Below are 20,470 nucleotides of genomic sequence, written 5' to 3' on the forward strand. Positions count from 1 at the left end.
GATGAGCCAGTTGATTCGTGTGCAAGATCTGCGCGTGGTTGCCGATGGCGATCAGGGCGAGCTGGAGATCGTCAAAGGCGTCAGCTTCGCGCTGGAAAAAGGCGAAGTGCTGGCGTTGATCGGCGAGTCCGGTTCCGGCAAGACGACTATTGCGCTGGCCCTGTTGGGGTATGCCAGACGCGGCTGCAAACTGGCTGGCGGTGTGGTTCAGGTGGGCGAGCACGACATGCTCAGCCTGCCCGAAAGCCAGTTGCAGGGCCTGCGCGGCAACCGTGTTTCCTACATTGCGCAAAGTGCCGCGGCGGCTTTCAACCCGGCAAAAAAACTTATTGATCAGGTTATCGAAGGCGCGCTGATTCATGGTCTGGGCAGCCGTGCAGACCTGCAAGCCAAGGCCGTAGAGCTGTTCCGCGACCTGGCCTTGCCCAACCCGGAAAGCATCGGCCAGCGTTACCCGCATCAGGTTTCGGGCGGTCAGTTGCAACGTGTGATGGCGGCCATGGCGCTGATCAGCGACCCGTTGCTGGTGATCCTCGACGAGCCGACCACGGCGCTGGACGTCACCACGCAGATCGACGTGCTGCGCGCCTTCAAGCGTGTGGTGCGCGAGCGCGGTGCGACGGCGGTCTATGTCTCCCACGACCTTGCCGTTGTGGCGCAGATGGCTGATCAGATCGTGGTGCTCAATGGCGGGCGGATTATCGAGCAGAGCAGCACTGAAGCACTGCTCAAAGGCCCGGAAGACGCCTACACCCGCAGCCTGCTGGCAGCGGCGCGGCCCGACAAAGTACTGAAACCGGCCAGCGAAGTGGTCAAGGACAGCACGCTGCTGACCATCAAGGGCCTGACGGCGGGCTACGGCAAAAAGAACCTGCAAGGCATGCCGATGATTCGTGTGCTGGAAGACATCGACCTGACCATTCGCCGTGGCCAGGCCATTGGCGTGATCGGCGAGTCCGGTTCGGGCAAGTCGACCCTGGCCCGTGTGGTCGCCGGTCTTCTGGACCCGGCGCACGGCAGCCTGACATTCGACGGTGCCGAATTGTCCGGTACCCTCGCGGGACGCACCGAAGAGCAATTCCGGCGCATCCAGATGGTTTTCCAGAACGCCGACACCGCGCTCAACCCGATGCACAGCATCAGCGCAATTCTGGCGCGCCCGCTGAAGATGTATTTCGGCCTGAAGGGCAAAGCCCTGCATGATCGCATTGACGAACTGATGGACCTGGTGCGTCTGCCTCGCGAGCTGGCCGAGCGGCGTCCCAACGAACTGTCGGGTGGCCAGAAACAACGCGTCAACCTGGCCCGCGCACTGGCGGCCAAGCCGGACCTGATCCTCTGTGATGAGGTGACCTCGGCGCTGGATACCGTGGTGGGCGCGTGCATCCTTGAACTGCTCGGCGAACTGCGCCGCAAGCTGGGCGTTTCCTACCTGTTCATCAGCCATGACATTTCCACCGTCCGCGCGCTGTGCGACGACATTGTGGTGATGTACAGCGGCCACAAGGTCGAAGAGGGCAGCCGCGAAGCGTTCAACCGTGTGCCGTTCCATCCGTACACCGACTTGCTGGTGCATTCGGTGCCGGAACTGCGTCAGGGCTGGCTGGAAACCTGTGGTGTGACCAGCGGCAAGCTGCCGCCGATCAGCGCCCCGGCCAACAACCCGGAACTGTGCACCTTTCTCAATCGCTGTCCGGCCCGTGTCGAAGGCCTGTGCAACAAGACCGCGCCGGGCCGTCGCATGATCGCAGGCGGCAGCGAAATCCTCTGCCATCGCGACAGCGACGAATTGCAAGCCGTACAAGAAAACCTTAATCCTGTGACCGTGGGAGCCTACGCATGAGTGGCCGTTTTGTGAGACTGGGCGAGCGTGATCGCCCGGTTGTGAGCCTGATGGTCGATGGCGCACCCATAGAAGCATTGCAGGGCGACACCTTGATGGTGGCGTTGCTGACCCGCAAAAGCACACTGCGCCAGTCCGAGTTCGATCCGGGACGTCGTGCCGGTTTTTGCCTGATGGGCGCCTGCCAGGACTGCTGGGTCTGGACACGCAGCGGCGAACGGCTGCGCGCCTGCTCAAACGAAGTCCGCGACGGACTCGATATCGTCACCACCCAACCGGAGGCGAAATGGCCACTTCTTCACGGTTAGACGTTCAGAACCCTGCCAGCCCTAGAGTCGTCATCATTGGCGCTGGCCCGGCCGGCACCCGCTGTGCGCAAACCCTGCTGGCGGCGGGCATCAAGCCGATCCTGATCGACGAAAACCGGCGTGACGGCGGGCAGATCTATCGCCGTCAGCCCGAAGGCTTCAAGCATGATTATTCGGCGCTGTACGGCACTGAAGCGGCCAAGGCACGTGACCTGCACGAAAGCTTTGATCGTCTGCGCTCGCAGGTCGACTATCGCCCCGACACGCTGGCCTGGAACCTCACGCACGGCGAGCTGTGCTGCGCCAGCCAAGGCGTGCATACCGTGGTCGAATACGACGCGCTGATCCTGTGTGCCGGTGCCACGGACCGGCTGATGCCGATCAAGGGCTGGCAACTGGCAGGCACTTACAGCCTGGGCGGCTCGCAGATTGCGCTCAAGGCTCAATCCGTCTCCATCGGCAGCCGCGTGGTGTTCATGGGCAGCGGTCCGCTGCTGTATCTGGTCGCCAGCCAGTACGTCAAAGCGGGTGCCGATGTGGCCGCTGTGCTCGATACCTCGCCGTTCAGCAAGCGCCTTGGCGCGATGCCCAAGCTGCTGTCACGCCCCGGCCTGTTGTTCAACGGCATGAAATTGCTCGGCCAGCTATACAGCGCCAAGGTGCCGGTACATCTGGGTGTGCAGCCCGAAGAAATCATGGGCAGCGAACAGGATGGCGTGACCGGCGTGCGCGTGAAGCTGGCCAATGGCACCTCGCTGAACATCGATTGCGATGCATTGGCGCTGGGTTATCACCTGCGTCCGGAAACCCAGCTGGCGGACCTCGCCGGCTGCCAGTTACGCTTCGACGAAGCGTCCGGGCAATGGGTGCTGGCGGTCGACGAAGACGGTCGCACCTCGGTGAACGGCGTTTATGCAGCGGGCGACGGCGCAAAAATTCGGGGTGCCGATGCTGCCGAACAGGCAGGACGGTTGGCGGCGATGGCGCTGCTGGACGATCTTGGCCGGCCTGTGGATAACTCACGCCGCGAAGAAGTGCGCAAGAATCTGGTCGTCATGGACCGCTTCCGTGTCGGGCTGACCGAAGCGTTTCCCTGGCCTGCTGCTCAGGCAGCTGCGTTGCCCGATGAAGCGATTGTCTGCCGCTGCGAGATGATCAGCGCAGGCGAGTTGCGCGGCGTGGTGCGCGAAAAGGGCGCATGCGAAGTCAACCGCGCCAAGGCTTTCAGTCGCGTCGGCATGGGCCGTTGCCAGGGGCGTTATTGCTCACAGGCCGGCGCCGAAGTAATCGCGGCCCAAGCCGGTGTGCCGGTCGAGCAGGTCGGTCGTCAGCGCGGGCAGGCACCGGTCAAACCGTTGTCGATGCTGGTGGACGAGGTGACCTCATGAAACAACCGAAAGTGGATGTGCTGATTGTCGGTGGCGGCTTCATGGGCTCGGCGTCGGCGTTCTTTCTGCGTCAGCGCGGCAAGTCGGTGACGCTGCTGGAGCGTGACGTGGTCGGCCAATACGCCAGCGGCGTGAATTTTGGCAACGTGCGGCGTCAGGGTCGTCATCTGGGCCAGCTGGAGCTGTCCAACCGTTCCCGTGCGCTGTGGCAGCGGCTGCCGGAACTGATCGGCGAAGACCTGGAATTTCTGCCCAGCGGGCACATGCGCGTCTGCTATCGCGAGGATGAAATCGCTGAACTGGAAGCTTATGCCGCGGCTCCGGAAGCCCGTGAGCTGGACCTGAAAATCTATCGCGGCAAAGCGCTGCACGAGCGTTTTCCGTTTCTCGGGTCTGACGTGAAGGGCGGTTCTTACGCGCCGCACGATGGTCACGCCAACCCGCGTCTGGCCGCGCCTGCTTTTGCGCGCGCAGCAATTCGTGCCGGGGCGCGGATCGAAGAGCGTACCGAAGTGGCGCATGTGGAAAAGGTCGGTCACGAATTTGAAGTCACCACTACTGACGGGCGCATTTTTACTTCCGATCAATTATTGATCACCGCAGGTGCCTGGGGGCAAAAACTCTCCGCGCAGTTTGGCGAGCCCGTACCGCTGGAAACCAATGGCCCGCAGATGGCCGTGACCGAACCGGTGCCTTATGCGCTGCCGACCGTCATCGGCGTATTCACCAAAATTCCTCACGAAGTGATCTACTTTCGACAGATCGCACGTGGCAACATCGTCATCGGCGGTGGCTTTCGCAGCAAGCCGGACATGGTCAACCGCCGCGCCTATGTCGAGCCGCGTAGCATCATCAATCAGGTGCAGCAGATGCGTCGCCTGTTGCCCGGCGTCGGCAACCTGAACATCATCCGCGTGTGGAGCGGCATCGAAGGCTACACGCCGGACTCGCTGCCGGTGATGGGCCGCAGCGGCAAGGTCGACGGACTGTTCTATGCGTTCGCCTTCTGCGGTCACGGCTTCCAGCTCGGTCCGGGCGTGGGCGACGTGATGGCTGAACTGATCAGTACCGGCACCACCAGCACCTCGATCAGCCCGTTCGACATTCGCCGTTTTGAAATCGTTACCGAACAAGCGAGTAAAGCCTCATGAGCCCCCGCGCCCTGGAAATTCTCAAACGCCTGATTGCCTTCGACACCGTTTCGTCGGAGCCGAACATGGCACTGATCGAATACGTCCGTGAACTGCTGGCCAGCAAAGGCATCGAGTCGTTGATCGTCAAGGACGAGACCGGCAAGAAGGCCAACCTGTTCGCCAGCACCGGCCCGCGTGACATGCCGGGCGTGCTGCTTTCCGGGCACACCGACGTGGTTCCTGCTGCGGGCCAGGCATGGACGATGCCGCCATTTCAGGCGACCCTGCGCGACGGGCGCATCTACGGCCGTGGCACCTGCGACATGAAGGGCTTCATTGCCCTGGCCATCGACGCGATGCTCGATGCTGCGGACATTACCCTGATGCGCCCGCTGCAATTGGCGTTGTCCCACGATGAAGAGATCGGCTGTGTCGGCGTGCGGCGGCTGCTGGATGTGTTGCATCTGGCACCGGTACGCCCGTTCCTGTGCGTGGTTGGCGAGCCGACCCTGATGCAGTTCGCTGTCGGTCACAAGGGCAAGGCGTCCTATAGCACCTTCTGTCGAGGCCAGGAGGCACATTCCTCGCTGGCCCCACGCGCGGTCAACGCGATTCATCTGGCCAGCGATTTCATTGCCGAGCTGCGCAAGAGCCAGAAGCAGATCGAACAGCAGGGCGCGCGTGACGAGGGTTACGACATCCCTTACAGCACCGTGCACATCGGCCGTATCGATGGCGGCAAGGCGCTGAACATTGTGCCCAACCTGTGCACCATGGAATTCGAATACCGCAACCTGCCGGGCGACAATCCTGACGTGCTGCTGGAGCAACTGCGCGAGCGCGCCGAAGTGCTGGTACGCGAGGCGAAACAATTGTCGGGCGTGGCCGCAATCGAAATCGAAGTGATGAACGAATACCCGGCGCTGGAGACTCATCCGAGCGTTGAGGCGGTGCGCATGCTGCATGCGTTTGCCGAGCCGGGCACGCAGCACATCAAGGTCTCTTATGGCACCGAGGGCGGCCTGTTCGCCGGGCGCCTGAATGTGCCGGTGGTGGTCTGCGGGCCAGGCTCCATCGAGCAGGCACACAAGCCGGACGAGTTTATCGACGAGAGCCAGATGGACGCGGGCGAGCGCTTTCTGCAAACCCTGTTGGGCTCGTTGAAGCAGTAGAGGCTGCCGTCCGAGGGCAAATTTCAGCATCGGACGCTGCCGTTATCCTGCTTTCAGCATCCTGGACTGCGGCGCCTGCCTAGACTGGCAGGTATCCCGAAACAGGACTCGACCATGCTCAAGAATCAGTTGAAAGACCCCAGCCTGCTGGTAGACCGCGCCTACGTCGATGGGCAATGGATCAGCGCTGACGATGGTGCAACGCTGACCATCAGCGACCCGGCGACCGGCGAAATGATCGCGCAGGTTCCGGCCCTGAATGGCCCTGAAACCCGTCGCGCCATCGAAGCTGCGGATCGTGCCTGGCCCGCCTGGCGCGCACGTCCCGCTGCCGAGCGCGCCGCTCTGCTGGAGCGCTGGCATCAGGCGATGCTCGATAACGTCGAAGACCTGGCGCTGATCATGACCCTTGAGCAGGGCAAGCCGCTGAACGAATCGCGTGGCGAGATCCGCTATGGCGCGAGCTTCGTCAAATGGTTCGCTGAAGAGGCGCGCCGCTCCTACGGCGAAACCATCCCCGCGCCCAGCGCAGACCGTCGTTTGATGACCCTCAAGCAGCCGGTGGGTGTGTGCGCCGCAATCACCCCGTGGAATTTCCCCAACGCAATGATCACCCGCAAGTGCGCGCCAGCCTTGGCCGCAGGGTGCCCGATCATCGTCAAACCATCGGACCTCACGCCTTTGTCTGCTCTGGCGCTGGCGGTATTGGCCGAGCGTGTGGGTATTCCTGCCGGTGTGTTCAACGTCATTACCGGCATGCCCGCAGGCATTGGTGAAGAACTGACCGGCAACCCGGTGGTGCGCAAGATTTCCTTTACCGGCTCGACACCGGTCGGCCGTCTGCTGATGCGCCAGAGCGCCGAACATATCAAACGTCTGAGCCTTGAACTGGGCGGCAATGCACCCTTCATTGTGTTTGACGACGCGGACCTGGAACAGGCGGTGACGGGCATCATGCTCAGCAAATTCCGCAACGCCGGGCAGACCTGCGTATGCGCCAACCGGATTCTGGTGCAAAACGGCATCTACGACCGTTTTGCTGCACGGCTGGTGGAAGAAGTGAGCAAACTCAAGGTCGGCAACGGCCTGGAAGAGGGCGTGACCATTGGCCCGCTGATCAACCCGGCAGCGGTCAGCAAAGTCGCCCGGCATATCGACGATGCGCTGAGCCAGGGAGCGAAACTGCTGCACGGCGGTTCTCCCGACGGCGCCAGCCAGTTCGTCCAGCCCACGGTATTGGGCGATACCCACGCGGGCATGCTGCTGGCCAACGAAGAAACCTTCGGGCCTGTTGCGCCACTGATGCGCTTCACCGACGAAGCCGAAGCGCTGGCACTGGCCAACGCCACGCCTTATGGCCTTGGCGCGTACTACTTCACCCAGGACCTGCGTCGCTCATGGCGTTTCGGCGAGGCGCTGGAGTTCGGCATGGTCGGCCTCAACACCGGCATCATCTCCATGGAAGTCGCCCCCTTCGGTGGCGTGAAACAATCCGGCCTCGGCCGCGAAGGCTCCAGCTACGGCCTGGATGAATACCTGGAAGTGAAGGCGTTTCATGTGGGCGGGTTGTAGAGGCGGAGAAAACAGCGAGTCCCCTTCGCGAACAAGTTCGCTCCTACGGCCTGCGGCCAGAATCAAAAGCAGACCGTATTCGCCTTGGCTTCTGCCCGAAGAGCGTAGGAGAGCGTAGGAGCGAACTTGTTCGCGAAGACTGGCATTCACACAACCTGGCTTCCGGACATAAAACGCCCGTTTTCGAGGACCAAAGCGCGAAGCGCGCAACCATGCCCTTGAGGTCGATTGCCAGGCGTGGCAGTTGAGGCAGCTTTCGCGAACAAGCGAAGCGTCGCCCGGTTCGCTCCTACGGCCTGCGGCCAGAATCAAAAGCAGACCGTATTCGCCTTGGCTTCTGCCCGAAGGCCGTAGGAGATTCTATGGTTTTGGGAAAGCCCTCAAGCCACTTTTGTTTGATATTCGCTCTGGTTCTTTAACAGAGCGAAGACTACTCAAGCTAACTTTCGGGCGAGCATGACCAGCGCTTGAGTTGTACTAAAGCCACGCTTTCTCTGTTCTTCATAAAAAGGCTTCCAGGCCGGCGTACGGCTCCCGGACATAGCCGCGTTGTGCAGCAACCGTCGGGCTTCTGGATCGCCGCGTTTGGTCAATCGACGAGGTCCATCACTTTGCCCTGATTTGGATACTCTCAGGTCCAGCCCAAGACACGCGATAAAGGCGTTCGCTCCGCTGAACTCGCCTCGCTGAACCAAGGCTGCACGACGTCGAAACAGGCTCAGAAGCTGCCGATAAAGCGGGCTGGCAGGTATCCAGGGCCGCAACTCATCAAGCTCGTTTTTCAGGTATCGGGCCAGCAAACGAGCATCCTGGGCATCGGTTTTGGCGCGTATGTTGACGCCTTTACGGTAATGACTGAGCTGATAGCCATCCACCATATAAACGTCACAGCCTGCTTCGTGGGCCGCATCCGCGAACAGGACGTGATAGACGTTAGTGGCTTCGATGGCGATGGCGCAGCTGCTCGCCAAGGCCTTCAGCCATTGGGTGATGGCGGCTTTGGTATTGGGGATTGCCTCAAGTCGATCATATTGATCGTGGTAGATCACCAGCTCATTCTTGGCGACATCTACACCGATGATCGGTTTTTCCAGAGTAACCCGCATTGCCATAACGCCTCCTCGGGGATAAGGTTTACAGACTTGAAGGGGCCACCCAGAGGCGCAGGCTTGTTTCTATCGTAGGTTGTGAGCCTTAAGCATTCTTTATCGGCGCTTGGGTGAAAGGAGGAGGGGTGAAATCTCCTACGGGTCTGTACTGCGCGAACAGTCAGAAGCGAACTAAGTCCCTCCTCCTCCCTTCAAGTCTTACCATACAAGCGAACTTGTTCGCGAAGACTGGCATTCACAACCTGGCTTCCGGACATAAAACGCCCGTTTTCGAGGATCAAAGCGCGAAGCGCGCAACCATGCCTTTGAGGTCGATTGCCAGGCGTGGCAGTGGCAGTTGAGGCAGCTTTCGCGAACAAGTGAAGCGTCGCCCGGTTCGCTCCTACGGCCTGCGGCCAGAATCAAAAGCAGACCGTATTCGCCTTGGCTTCTGCCCGAAGGGCGTAGGAGCGAACTTGTTCGCGAAGACTGGCATTCACACAACCTGGCTTCCGGACATAAAACGCCCGTTTTCGAGGACCAAAGCGCGAAGCGCGCAACCATGCCGTTGAGGTCGATTGCCAGGCGTGGCAGTGGCAGTGGCAGTTGAGGCAGCTTTCGCGAACAAGTGAAGCGTCGCCCGGTTCGCTCCTATGGCCTGCGGCCAGAATCAAAAGCAGACTTGTGTATGACGCGGGGTGCGAGCGTAGGTGCGATTCTCAGTTAATAACCCTGGCCGCGATCCACCTGTCCTTGCATCGCTTCACCGCGTTCAAAGCGGCGAATGTTATCGAGCAGGCCGGGGAAGGCACTTTCCGGCTGGGTCATGGCCGCGACATGCGGTGTCAGCATGATCTTCGGGTGTTGCCAGAACGGATGATCAGCCGGTGCCGGTTCCTGTTGCAGCACATCCAGCACCGCAGCGCTCAGTTGGCCGCTGTCCAGCGCGTCAAGCAGGTCCGCTTCCACCAGATGCCCGCCACGGCCCATGTTGATCAGCGCGGCACCGTGGGGCAGGCGCTCGAAAAGCTGGCGATTGAGGATGCCTTCGGTTTGCCCGGTCAGCGGCAAAACACACAGCAGAATGTCGCACTGACCAAGAAACGCACGCAGCTGTCCTTCACCCGCATAACACGTCACGCCTTCTACCTGATGCTCGCTACGCGCCCAGCCCGACAGCTCGAAACCGAATGGTTTGAGGCTCGACAGAATATGCTGCGCCTGCAAGCCGAGCCCCATCACTCCCACTCGGCGCTTATGCGCCGGTACCAGCGGATGCGCCTTCCAGACGCCCTCGACTTGCTGTTGCCGATAACGCAGCATTTCCCGGTGCAGGCTCAGCACCGCCAAAGACGCGTACTGACACATCCCGTGACTGATGCCGGGGTCCAGCAGACGCACCACCGGCAGCGATTTTGGAATACGGCTCAGGTCCAGCTGGTCCACACCCGCCGACAGGGCGAACAGCACTTTCAGGTTGGGCAGCAGTTCCTGCAGATCGTCAGGTGCCAGCCAAGCCCCCAGATAGTGGATATCGGCCGGGTCGCCGATATCCGGCCACACCCGCCATTCAATGTCCGGCGCGTGCTCGGCAAACAGGACGCGCCAGCGTTCGGCGCGTGCGGGGTCAGCTTTGTACAGCAGGGCGGGCATGGGCATTTCCTGAGTGTGAAAGTGGAGCCCCATCATGCCGCAAGTGGGAAGCAGGATCTGTCGAAACAGCCTTTTGCAGAGCACCGACATGACTGAAAAGCAGCGTTGCCCGGCAGATTGCTTGGTGCTCGCAAGGCATGAAGGAATCTGCCGTTTGCGAGGCGAAAAACAGTCGATCTGGACATCTGAGAGGGCAAGTTCGGCGTAGATCATTTCGCTGAACGCTTAACCTGAACAGCATCGCAGCCACACCGCCGGCTGCCAGGCCCACGACAGGTAAAACCATGAACAGCAAAGTCGACGAAACACCTTATCTGCTCCGCCAGCGCGATCAGTTCGTGCCGCGTGGCATTGTCACGGCCCACCCGCTGGTCATCGACCGCGCGCAGGGTTCTGAACTGTGGGACGTCGATGGCAAGCGCTATCTGGATTTTGTCGGCGGCATCGGCGTACTGAACATCGGCCACAACCACCCCAACGTGGTCAAGGCGATACAGACGCAACTGACCAAGGTTACCCACGCCTGCTTCCAGGTGGCGTCCTATCAGCCCTATGTTGATCTGGCCAAACGCCTGAGCATGTTGATTGCCGGTGAGAGCGGCATCGATCACAAGGCCGTGTTTTTCACCTCAGGTGCCGAAGCGGTCGAAAACGCGGTAAAAATTGCCCGCGCCCACACCAATCGCCCGGCGATTATCTCGTTCCGTGGCGGCTTCCACGGCCGTACGCTGCTCGGCACCACGCTGACCGGCATGAGCCAGCCGTACAAACAGAATTTCGGCCCGATGGCCCCCGAAGTGTTCCACACCCCGTACCCTAACGAGTACCGCGGTGTGACCACCGAAGTGGCCCTGGCGGCGCTGCATGAACTGCTGGCGACTCAGGTCGCACCGGATCGTGTGGCGGCCATTCTGATCGAGCCAGTCCAGGGCGACGGCGGTTTCCTGACTGCACCGGTCGAATTCCTCAAGGCCCTGCGCGCCCTCACCGAACAGCACGGCATCGTCCTCATTCTCGATGAAATCCAGACCGGGTTTGGTCGTACCGGCAAGTGGTTCGGTTTCGAACATGCCGGTATCCAGCCGGACCTGGTCACGGTCGCCAAGAGCCTCGCGGGCGGCATGCCGCTGTCGGGCGTGGTCGGCCGTGCCGAGATCATGGATGCACCGCTTCCGGGCGGTCTGGGGGGCACTTACGGCGGTAATGCGCTGTCCTGCGCCGCAGCGCTGGCAGTGATCGATACGTACGAGCAGGACAATCTGCTCGCGCGTGGCGAACAGCTGGGTGAACACTTGCGTGCCGGTCTGCTCAAGCTCAAAGACCGTTACAACTGCATAGGCGAAGTGCGCGGCACGGGTTTCATGCTCGCCATGGAGCTGGTCAAGAACGATGCTGCACGCAGCCCGGACGCCGATCTCAACCAGAAGGTCATTGATCAGGCACGCATTGGCGGTCTGCTGGTGATCAAATGCGGCGTGTACCGCAACGTGTTGCGTTTCCTCGCACCGCTGGTCACCACAGAACAGCAGATCGATGAAGCACTGACCATTCTCGATGCCGCCTTGGCACGAGTATTGAAGTCCAGCTGAGCGTAGGCGTGGTCGCGGTTGTCGCGAGACGCTGCGACCACCAGCGCTGGAGATCATTGTTGAATGGAGACGTTGCCTGCCATGGGGCTTATTGATTACCGCGCACTGCTGATCGATTGTGATGAAGTTCTGGTAGACCGTGATTCTGGTGTCTGGGCGGCGTTGCAGCCGTTGCTGGAAAACGGTCTGAACACACCGGATAAAGACTCGGTCCTGACCGAATTCAATGATGTTGTGCGCACGCTCTATCCGCGCTTCGATGAACTGGGTTTCAGCGGTCTGCTGTGCTTTGCGCACCGGCAACTGGCCGAGCGCCTTGGCATCAAGACCAGTTGGGAAGAAGGCATGACCTTCGCCCGTTCCGTACCGAACTGGACGCTGTTCGAGGATGCACCCGGCGCGATGCTCTACCTGCGCAAGTTCTATCGGCTGCTGGTGTACGCCGACCGGGACCTGCAGGATCGCGGCATCCTGTGCGAACGCCTGGGGCTTGAACCTGACAGCCTGCTTTCGCTGACCACTCACCCGCTGGACGATCCGGACTGGCTTGCCGGGATGGATCTGGAACCGCGTGAAACGCTTCTTGTGTCTCGCCCGCCTGCCTCGGCGCTAGGCACCGGTGGGCTGTGTCTGATCCGCCGTAGCCGTGAGCAACACTGTCAGCCATGCACTGCCGACTTGTGCATCAACAGCATGGCCGATCTGGTCGCTCAGCATCAGCTGTCTTTACGGCGCTGATTTTGCTAGAAGGTAGGCACCGTGAATGGCAATACAAGAGGTAGGTAATGGAAGGCTTGGTCAAACTGGATCGGATTGATATCAATATCCTGGTAGAACTCCAGAAAGACGGGCGCATGACCAACGTCAGCCTGGCCGACGCCGTCGGGCTTTCCGCGAGCCCTTGCCTGCAGCGCGTCAAACGTCTTGAGTCGGCAGGTTACATTTCCAGTTACAAGGCGCACCTTAATCTGGCAAAAATCACCGAATCGGTAACCGTATTCACGGAAATCTCCCTCAGCGACCACAAACGTGAAGACTTCGCCAAATTCGAAGCCAACATCCGCCACGTCGACGAAGTGCTGGAGTGCCACCTGATCAGCGGCGGCTACGACTACCTGGTGCGCTTCATGACTCGCAGCATTCAGCACTATCAGGAAGTGATCGAAGAACTGCTGGACAAGAACATCGGCATCTCCAAGTACTTCAGCTACATCGTGATCAAATCCCCGGTCATGAAAGACGGCGTGCCGCTGCGCAAACTGTTGCGCCATTAAAGCTCTAGCCCGGAGAGGACGCAGAGCGTCCAGAACGGCATGCGACGCGGAGCGTCGCACGATAGTCGAGATTATCGTTCCGCACGCTCCAGCGTGGGAACGCCCTTCGTGACGCTCTGCGTCACAAATCTGCGTAGCGCCGCTTGCTCAAGCCAGAGAGGTCGTCGCGCCTCAACAATGACCGAATAATATATGTCTGAAACTCTGGCATAGCGCTACTATCCGGACGGCACTTTGGCCGGGCTTTTGCTCGTGAAGATTTGAAAACCGGCAGGGGCCCCTGTCGCCATGGATTTCAAAAGGATGTGTTCGATGCCCGTAGCCCCTCGTTTCCTTGACCATTACCGCAAGGCCGACCGGATCATGCTGGGTCTGATCTGGCTGTTGTTCATCTACGCGCTCGGGTTGGCGTTCTGGTTCGACACCTTCACCCAGGCCTTCGGCGTCGGTGGCGGCACCGCAGTGGTGCTGACCGGGCTGTATCGGGCCATCGGCGGCACCCGATTGATGCGTTGCTGTTTCGGTGTAGGCCTGATGGTCATGACCGCGCTGCACATCAATCAGACCCACGGGCAGGTCGAGATACATTTCGGCATCTTTGTCCTGCTCGCTGTGCTGACCTTCTACCGCGACTGGCTGCCGATTCTGGTCGCTGCCGTCACCATCGCCCTCCACCACATCGGTTTCCATGCCCTGCAGCATTCCGGCTTCCCCGTGTACGTCATGCACCACGGATTCGGCTGGAGCATGGTGCTTGTGCATGCGGTGTATGTGGTGGTTGAAAGCGCGATTCTGGTGTACCTGGCGGTGCAGAATCAGGCCGAGGCGGTCGAGAATCAGGACATGCTCGATCGCATGCTGGCCACCACCAACCAGTTCTCTACCGATAACCAGTCCAGCCAGCAGTCGGGCAAACACGTCTCTCTGGCGCAACGGTTCGAGCAGTTCCTGGCGCAGATCACCGGCCTGGTCGATGGCGTAGTGCGTGACACTCGCGGGCTTGGCGAGCTGGGTCATGACCTTGCCAAAGCCAGCGGTACGCTGGAAACCGGGGCGCAGCATCAACTCAGCGAGATCGCCCGCATGACCGGCGCGATGCAGCGCATGGGTGATGCCATGAACGATATCTCCAGCCATGTTGCGCAAGCCGTGCAGCGTGCCGGTGACGCCAGCGATCAGGTGGCCCACGGGCGCGACAGCGTTGACCGTGCGCAGAGCGAAATCACTCAGCTTGCCGCGCGCATCAACACCACCGATGAAACCGTGCAGGCACTCGCCAACCAGTCAGAGCAGATCGGCAAGGTGCTGGACGTGATCGGCAGCATTGCCGAGCAGACCAACCTGCTGGCGCTGAACGCAGCGATTGAAGCTGCCCGGGCCGGAGAGCAGGGCCGGGGCTTTGCGGTGGTGGCCGACGAGGTGCGCAATCTGGCGCAACGCACCGCGTCTTCCACCAAGGAAATCCAGACCATCATCGAAGACCTGCAAAAGGGCAGCCGTCAGGCCGCTACAGCCATGAACGACAGCCTGCAAGGCGTGGGGCGTTGTGTGGAAAACAGCCAGCGGGCGTCGGAATCCCTGCGTGCAGTAGGCGAAGGTATCGGTCATATCACCCAGCTTAACGGCCTGATTGCCACGACCACTGAACAGCAGTCCACCGCCAGCCGTGAAATCGCCGGTCAATTACGTTCGGTGCAGACCATCGCCGAGCACACCGCCGCCAATATCGGTGTGCTGGCGACCAGCAGCCAGAGCCTGTCGCCGCTGGCCATACGCCTGGAGGCGCTGGGCCAGAGTTTCCACAACTAGCTTTCGTACCTGGCTTTCAAATTCAGGCTCAGGCAAACACCAGCCCCGAAGAACGCAGCAGTTCCTGAGTGTAGGCCTGCTGCGGCGCGGCGAAGATATCGCGGGACGGGCCTTGTTCGACCACCTTGCCGTCCTTGATCACAATCAGGTCATGCGCCAGCGCATGGACAACCGCCAGGTCATGGCTGATGAACAGGTACGTCAGGCCATGACGGATTTGCAGGTCACGCAGCAGGGCGACGATCTGTTTCTGCACGGTACGGTCGAGCGCTGACGTAGGCTCGTCGAGCAGGATCAGATCTGGCTCAAGCACCAGCGCCCGGGCGATGGAAATGCGCTGGCGTTGCCCACCGGAAAACTCGTGCGGGTAACGATGCCGGGTTGCCGGGTCCAGCCCGACTTCCTGCAACACGCGGATCACCGTCTGCTCACGCTCTTTCGGCGTGCCGATATTGTGCGTCACCAGGCCTTCGGCGATGATCTGCTCCACGGTCATGCGCGGGCTGAGACTGCCGAACGGGTCCTGAAACACCACCTGCAACTGACGACGCAACGGGCGCATCAGGTGCTGGCTGTGCAGGCTCAGCTCCTTGGTGCCGAAACGGATGCTGCCCTCTGAATCGACAAGACGCAAAATCGCCTGGCCCAAGGTCGATTTGCCCGAACCGGACTCGCCGACAATCCCGAGTGTTTTGCCCTTGAGCAGCTCGAAACTCACCCCATCCACTGCCTTCACATACTGCGGCTCGCGCTTGAACCAGGCTTTGCCCATCGGGAACCAGACTTTCAGGTCCTGTACCGACAACAGCGTGTTGCTGTGCGTGGACGGCACCGGCTCGCCGTCCGGTTCGGCGTTGATCAGCAAGCGGCTGTAAGGATGCTGCGGATTATCGAACAGGGCCTGGCAATCGGCCTGCTCGACGATTTCGCCCTCACGCATCACGCAGACCCGCTGGGCGATGCGCCGCACCAGATTGAGGTCGTGACTGATCAGCAACAACGACATGTTCAGCCGCTGCTGAAGGGACTTGAGCAACTCCAGAATCTTCACCTGCACGGTCACATCCAGTGCGGTGGTCGGCTCGTCGGCGATCAGCAGATCCGGCTCGTTGGCCAGCGCCATGGCAATCATGATGCGCTGCCGTTGCCCGCCCGACAGTTGATGCGGATACGCCTTGAGACGTGCAAGCGGATCACGAATGCCGACCAGTTCCAGCAGCTCCATGGTGCGACTCAGCGCGGCCTTGCCCTTCAGGCCCTTGTGAGTGACGAGAATTTCACCGATCTGTTTTTCGACCGTGTGCAGCGGGTTCAGCGAGCTCATGGGTTCCTGAAAAATCATCGCCACCCGGTTGCCACGCAGGCTGCGCAACTGCTTGTCGCTGGCAGTAACCAAGTCAAGCCCGTCATAGCGAATCGAGCCCTGGGTGCTGACGGTTTTCGCCGGCAACAGACGCAGAATCGAATGCGCAGTGACCGATTTGCCAGATCCGGATTCGCCCACCAGCGCCAGGCATTCGCCACGGCGGATGTCGAGGCTGACGCCATGCACCACTTCGTGGCCGTTGAAGGCGACCCGCAGGTCGCGAATTTCAATCAGGTTGTCTTGCATGTCAGCTCCGAGGATCAAACGCGTCGCGGCAGGCTTCGCCGATGAACACCAACAGAGAAAGGATCAGAGCCAGCGCGACGAACGCGGTCAGCCCCAGCCAGGGCGCTTGCAGGTTGCGCTTGGCCTCGCCGATCAGTTCGCCCAGCGAAGCGCTGCCTGCGGGCATGCCGAAGCCGAGAAAGTCCAGCGCAGTGAGCGTGGCAATGGCACCGGTGATGATGAACGGCAGGTACGTCAGGGTGCTGGTCATCGCGTTGGGCAGGATGTGCCGCCACATCAGCGCGGCATCGGTCAGGCCCAGCGCGCGCGCGGCTTTGACGTATTCAAGATTACGCCCGCGCAAAAACTCGGCACGCACCACGTCCACCAGCGACAGCCAGGAGAACAGCGCCATGATGCCCAGCAACCACCAGAAACTCGGTGACACAAAGCCGGACAGAATGATCAGCAGGTACAGCACCGGCAACCCCGACCATATTTCCTGAATGCGCTGGCCGATCAGGTCGGTCATGCCGCCGTAGTAACCCTGAATCGCCCCGGCACAGACGCCGATCACCGTGCTGATCGCGGTCAGCAGCAGCGCGAACAGGATGGAAATTCGCGCGCCGAACAGCACACGTGCCAGCACGTCACGGGCCTGCTCGTCGGTGCCCAGCCAATTGATGTGGTCCGGCGGGCTGGGCGATGGCGCGTCCAGGTCGTAGTTGATGGTGTCGTAGCTGAACGGGATCGGCGCGAACAGCATCCAGCCGTTTTTCGCCGCAATCAGCTTGCGCACGTAGTCGCTGGCATAGTCCGGCTCGAAGGGCAGCTCGCCGCCGAAATCGGTTTCCATGTAGGTGTGCAACACCGGGTAATACAACTGCCCGTCGTAGCGGATCAGCAGCGGCTTGTCGTTGGCGATCAGTTCGCCGCACAGGCACACCAGCAGCAGGCCGATGAAGATCCACAGCGACCACCAACCGCGACGGTTGGCCTTGAACAGGTCGAAGCGGCGCCGGGTCTGGGGAGAGAACTCGAACATCAGGCGCTCCTCGCGGAAAAGTCGATGCGTGGGTCGACCAGCGTGTAACACAGGTCACCGATCAGTTTGATCAGCAGGCCGAACAGCGTGAACAGAAACAGCGTGCCGAACACAATCGGGTAATCCCGCGACACCGCCGCTTCGTAACTCATTCGCCCCAAACCATCGAGGCCGAAGATGGTTTCGATCAGCAACGAACCGGCGAAAAACACTTCGATCAAGGCCTGCGGAATACCGGCGATCACCAGCAACATGGCGTTGCGAAACACATGGCCGTACAGCACGCGGTGCTCGGTCAGGCCCTTGGCGCGCGCCGTGACCACGTACTGGCGGCTGATCTCGTTGAGAAAGCTGTTCTTGGTGAGGATGGTCAGCGTGGCGAACCCGCCGATCACCAGCGAACTGACCGGCAGCACCAGGTGCCACAGATAATCCTTCACCTTGCCCCAGGTGCTCAGGCTGTCGAAGTTGTCCGAGAACAGCCCCTGCGCCGGAAACCAGCTCAGGTAACTGCCCCCGGCGAACACCACGATCAGCAGAATGGCGAACAGAAACGCGGGCGTGGCGTAGCCGATGATCACCAGCGTGCTGCTCCAGACGTCAAACGCACTGCCATGCCGCACCGCTTTGCGAATGCCGAGCGGGATGGAAATCAGATAGGTGATCAGCGTCGCCCAGAGCCCGAGGGACAGCGACACCGGAAGCTTTTGCGCGATCAGTTCGGTGACCGGCGCGCCACGGAAGAAGCTGGTGCCGAAGTCCAGCTGTGCGTAATTCTTGAGCATCAGCCAGAGTCGTTCGTGCATCGGTTTGTCGAAACCGTAGTGTTGCTTGATCTGCTCGATCAGCGCGGGGTCCAGCCCGCGCGTGCTGCGGCTGGCGGTGCCGCTTGCGGCTACTTCACCACCGCCGCCACCAACGCCATTGGGGCTGAAACCCTGAATGCGCGCGATGGCCTGCTCGACCGGTCCGCCGGGGGCGGCCTGCACGATCAGGAAGTTGACGATCAAAATGGCCAGCAGCGTGGGAATGATCAGCAGCAGGCGTCGAATCACATAAGCCAGCATCTCAATACTCCTTGGCGGCGGCAGGCTTGCCGGTCAGCGCAGTGGCCTGAGCGTTGGTCAGCGGCGTCGGGCTGATCTGCCACCAGGTTTCCAGGCCAACGTCATAGGTCGGTGCCACATCAGGCATGCCGAAACGGTTGGCGAACACCAGCGGCGTGCCCTTGGAGTAGTAGTTGGGAATCATGTAGTAGCCCCATTGCAGGACCCGGTCCAGCGCCCGCGCGTAGAGCACCATATCGTTACGCGTATTGGCGCTCACCAGCCCGTCGATCAGCGTGTCCACCGCAGGATTGCGCAGCACCATAGCGTTGGAGCTGCCCACTTCGGTGGCGCTTTGCGAGCCGTACAGGTTGTACAGCTCACGGCCAGGGGAGATGATCGGATTACCGTTTTTCGGCAGGCTGACCACGATCATGTCGTAGTCCCGCGCATTGAGCCGGTTGATGTACTGCGCCGAATCGATGCGCAGGAAGTCCAGGGTGATGCCGATCTGCGCCAGCGTGCGTTTGAAGGGCAGAATCAGGCGATCAAAACCGCCCTGACCATCGAGAAAGCTGAACACCATCGGCTCGCCAGCGGCATTCACTAGCTTGTTGTTCTTCGGGTGCCAGCCCGCCTCGGCGAGCAGCTTGAGAGCCTGCAACTGCTTGTCACGGATGTAACCGCTGCCGTCGGTTTTCGGCGGCTGATACACCGTGGTGAACACCTCGTCCGGCACCTGGCCGCGCAACGGTTCAAGAATTTCCAACTCGGCCTGGGTCGGCAGCTCGGTAGCAGCCATGTCGCTTTTCGGAAAGTAGCTTTGTTCACGCACGTAGAAATTGCGCATGACCCGGCGATTGATCCAGTCGAAATCCCACAATAACGACAGCGCCTCGCGCACGCGGCGGTCCTTGAAGATCGGGTTGTCCAGGTTGAACACAAAACCTTGCGCGGCGACCGGACGTTGCCGGGCGAGAATGCGCTTTTGCAGACGCCCGTCGTCAATCGCCGGGCCGCTGTAGCCGACCACAAAGCCGGAAGATGAGAACTCGCGGTTGTAGTCGAACATCCCGGCCTGCAGCAGCTGGCGGGCGATTTCCGTGTCGCCGTAGTAATTCACGGTGAGCGTGTCGAAGTTATACAGGCCACGGCTGACTGGCAGGTCCTTGCCCCACCAGTCCTTGACCCGTTCAAAGACCACGCTGCGTCCGGCATCGACCTTGGCGACCCGGTAGGGCCCGTTGCCCAGCGGCGGCTCGAAACCGCCGCCGTTGGCGAAGTCGCGGGTCTTCCACCAGTGCTCGGGCAGAATGTGCAGGCTGGCAATGTCCAGCGCCAGCATGCGGTTGAGGTTGTTCTTGAAGTCGAAGCGAATCTGTAGCGGCCCCTCGATGGTCACCTGTTTGACGTCGGCGAACATGGGGCGATAGCTGAAGCTGGCCTTGGTGGTCATCAGCTCGAAGGTGTAGCGCACGTCTTCTGCAGTGACGGGCTTGCCGTCCTCAAAGCGCGCCTTGGGGTTGAGGAAAAAACGAATCCACAGACCGTTCGGGTCCATCTCCATCTTTTCCGCGATCAATCCATAAACGGTGTACGGCTCATCCAGCGAGCGATAGGCCAATGGTGAGTAAACCCAGGTATCGACCTGCACCACATTGATGCCCTGATCGACATAAGGGTTGAGGTAGTTGAACTGGCCGATTTCTTCCGCCGAACGGGTCAGTGAACCGCCTTTGGGGGCATTCGGGTTGACGTAGTCAAAGTGCTGGAAGCCAGCCGGATATTTCGGTGCCTCGCCATAGACGGTCAAGGCGTGAGTCGGGGCGGCCTGAGCGACCTGCCAGCAACTGCACAGCGCAACACCCAGAATCAGGCGCCGCAGAAAACGGGTATGACGCAACATGGTGGGGCTTTCCTCGTACGCACTGAATGACGATGAGTCGCGAAAAAGCCCCG

16 protein-coding genes are annotated in these 20,470 nt (G+C 60.8%); 10 read left to right on the plus strand and 6 right to left on the minus strand.

What is annotated here, in order from left to right; genetic code table 11:
- The first annotated feature begins 1 nt into the window (after nucleotide 1).
- The 6 genes from RGM3321_RS07265 to RGM3321_RS07290 all read left to right on the plus strand — a co-directional run bounded on the left by RGM3321_RS07265 (nucleotide 2) and on the right by RGM3321_RS07290 (nucleotide 7,416).
- On the plus strand, nucleotides 2-1,843 hold the full coding sequence (locus RGM3321_RS07265; RefSeq protein WP_244392308.1) for an ABC transporter ATP-binding protein: 1,842 nt from the start codon (nucleotides 2-4) through the stop codon (nucleotides 1,841-1,843).
- Nucleotides 1,840-2,151, plus strand: a complete 312-nt coding sequence (locus RGM3321_RS07270) for a (2Fe-2S)-binding protein (RefSeq protein ID WP_244392309.1) — start codon at nucleotides 1,840-1,842, stop codon at nucleotides 2,149-2,151. Before RGM3321_RS07265 ends, RGM3321_RS07270 begins: the two co-directional genes overlap by 4 nt.
- Nucleotides 2,130-3,539 (plus strand): FAD-dependent oxidoreductase, encoded by a 1,410-nt coding sequence (locus RGM3321_RS07275; protein ID WP_244392310.1) that lies wholly within the window; start codon nucleotides 2,130-2,132, stop codon nucleotides 3,537-3,539. Before RGM3321_RS07270 ends, RGM3321_RS07275 begins: the two co-directional genes overlap by 22 nt.
- Entirely contained in the window at nucleotides 3,536-4,690 is a 1,155-nt protein-coding gene (locus RGM3321_RS07280) for an FAD-binding oxidoreductase (protein WP_244392311.1), read from the plus strand. Before RGM3321_RS07275 ends, RGM3321_RS07280 begins: the two co-directional genes overlap by 4 nt.
- Nucleotides 4,687-5,844 (plus strand): acetylornithine deacetylase, encoded by a 1,158-nt coding sequence (gene argE / locus RGM3321_RS07285; RefSeq protein ID WP_244392312.1) that lies wholly within the window; start codon nucleotides 4,687-4,689, stop codon nucleotides 5,842-5,844. Before RGM3321_RS07280 ends, argE begins: the two co-directional genes overlap by 4 nt.
- A gap of 114 nt (nucleotides 5,845-5,958) precedes the next feature.
- Nucleotides 5,959-7,416, plus strand: a complete 1,458-nt coding sequence (locus tag RGM3321_RS07290) for an NAD-dependent succinate-semialdehyde dehydrogenase (RefSeq protein ID WP_244392313.1) — start codon at nucleotides 5,959-5,961, stop codon at nucleotides 7,414-7,416.
- A gap of 434 nt (nucleotides 7,417-7,850) precedes the next feature.
- On the opposite strand, the gene RGM3321_RS07295 is transcribed toward RGM3321_RS07290, so the two are convergent.
- Nucleotides 7,851-8,528, minus strand: a complete 678-nt coding sequence (locus RGM3321_RS07295) for a transposase (RefSeq protein WP_244392314.1) — start codon at nucleotides 8,526-8,528, stop codon at nucleotides 7,851-7,853.
- A 699-nt stretch (nucleotides 8,529-9,227) separates the two neighbouring features.
- Nucleotides 9,228-10,157, minus strand: a complete 930-nt coding sequence (locus RGM3321_RS07300; protein WP_244392315.1) for a glyoxylate/hydroxypyruvate reductase A — start codon at nucleotides 10,155-10,157, stop codon at nucleotides 9,228-9,230.
- 284 nt (nucleotides 10,158-10,441) lie between these two features.
- On the opposite strand from RGM3321_RS07300, the gene gabT reads away from it, so the two are divergent.
- The 4 genes from gabT to RGM3321_RS07320 all read left to right on the plus strand — a co-directional run bounded on the left by gabT (nucleotide 10,442) and on the right by RGM3321_RS07320 (nucleotide 14,829).
- Entirely contained in the window at nucleotides 10,442-11,746 is a 1,305-nt protein-coding gene (gene gabT, locus RGM3321_RS07305; protein ID WP_244392316.1) for a 4-aminobutyrate--2-oxoglutarate transaminase, read from the plus strand.
- Between the two features lie 81 nt (nucleotides 11,747-11,827).
- Entirely contained in the window at nucleotides 11,828-12,484 is a 657-nt protein-coding gene (locus tag RGM3321_RS07310) for a 2-haloalkanoic acid dehalogenase (protein WP_244392338.1), read from the plus strand.
- Nucleotides 12,485-12,531: 47 nt separating this feature from the next.
- Entirely contained in the window at nucleotides 12,532-13,020 is a 489-nt protein-coding gene (locus tag RGM3321_RS07315; RefSeq protein WP_002555947.1) for an Lrp/AsnC family transcriptional regulator, read from the plus strand.
- 312 nt (nucleotides 13,021-13,332) lie between these two features.
- Entirely contained in the window at nucleotides 13,333-14,829 is a 1,497-nt protein-coding gene (locus RGM3321_RS07320; protein ID WP_244392317.1) for a methyl-accepting chemotaxis protein, read from the plus strand.
- A 28-nt stretch (nucleotides 14,830-14,857) separates the two neighbouring features.
- Here RGM3321_RS07320 and RGM3321_RS07325 read toward each other — a convergent pair whose 3' ends face one another.
- From RGM3321_RS07325 to RGM3321_RS07340, 4 genes are read right to left on the minus strand one after another with little or no spacing between them, the layout of a single operon-like run.
- The gene (locus RGM3321_RS07325) at nucleotides 14,858-16,441 is read right to left on the minus strand and encodes an ABC transporter ATP-binding protein (protein ID WP_244392318.1); all 1,584 of its coding nucleotides are present in this window, start codon (nucleotides 16,439-16,441) and stop codon (nucleotides 14,858-14,860) included.
- A 1-nt stretch (nucleotide 16,442) separates the two neighbouring features.
- Nucleotides 16,443-17,465 carry an ABC transporter permease gene (locus RGM3321_RS07330; RefSeq protein WP_244392319.1) on the minus strand — a complete coding sequence of 341 codons (1,023 nt, stop codon included), beginning with the start codon at nucleotides 17,463-17,465 and terminating at the stop codon, nucleotides 16,443-16,445.
- A complete protein-coding gene (yejB, locus tag RGM3321_RS07335; protein ID WP_003413943.1) occupies nucleotides 17,465-18,532 on the minus strand; it encodes a microcin C ABC transporter permease YejB in 1,068 nt (355 codons plus the stop codon). Before yejB ends, RGM3321_RS07330 begins: the two co-directional genes overlap by 1 nt.
- Nucleotide 18,533: 1 nt before the next feature.
- Nucleotides 18,534-20,417 (minus strand): extracellular solute-binding protein, encoded by a 1,884-nt coding sequence (locus RGM3321_RS07340; protein WP_244392320.1) that lies wholly within the window; start codon nucleotides 20,415-20,417, stop codon nucleotides 18,534-18,536.
- Nucleotides 20,418-20,470 lie beyond the last annotated feature (53 nt).

Origin of the sequence: Pseudomonas sp. RGM 3321 (assembly GCF_022836805.1) — a bacterium.
In the GTDB taxonomy this organism is placed as follows: Bacteria; Pseudomonadota; Gammaproteobacteria; order Pseudomonadales; family Pseudomonadaceae; genus Aquipseudomonas.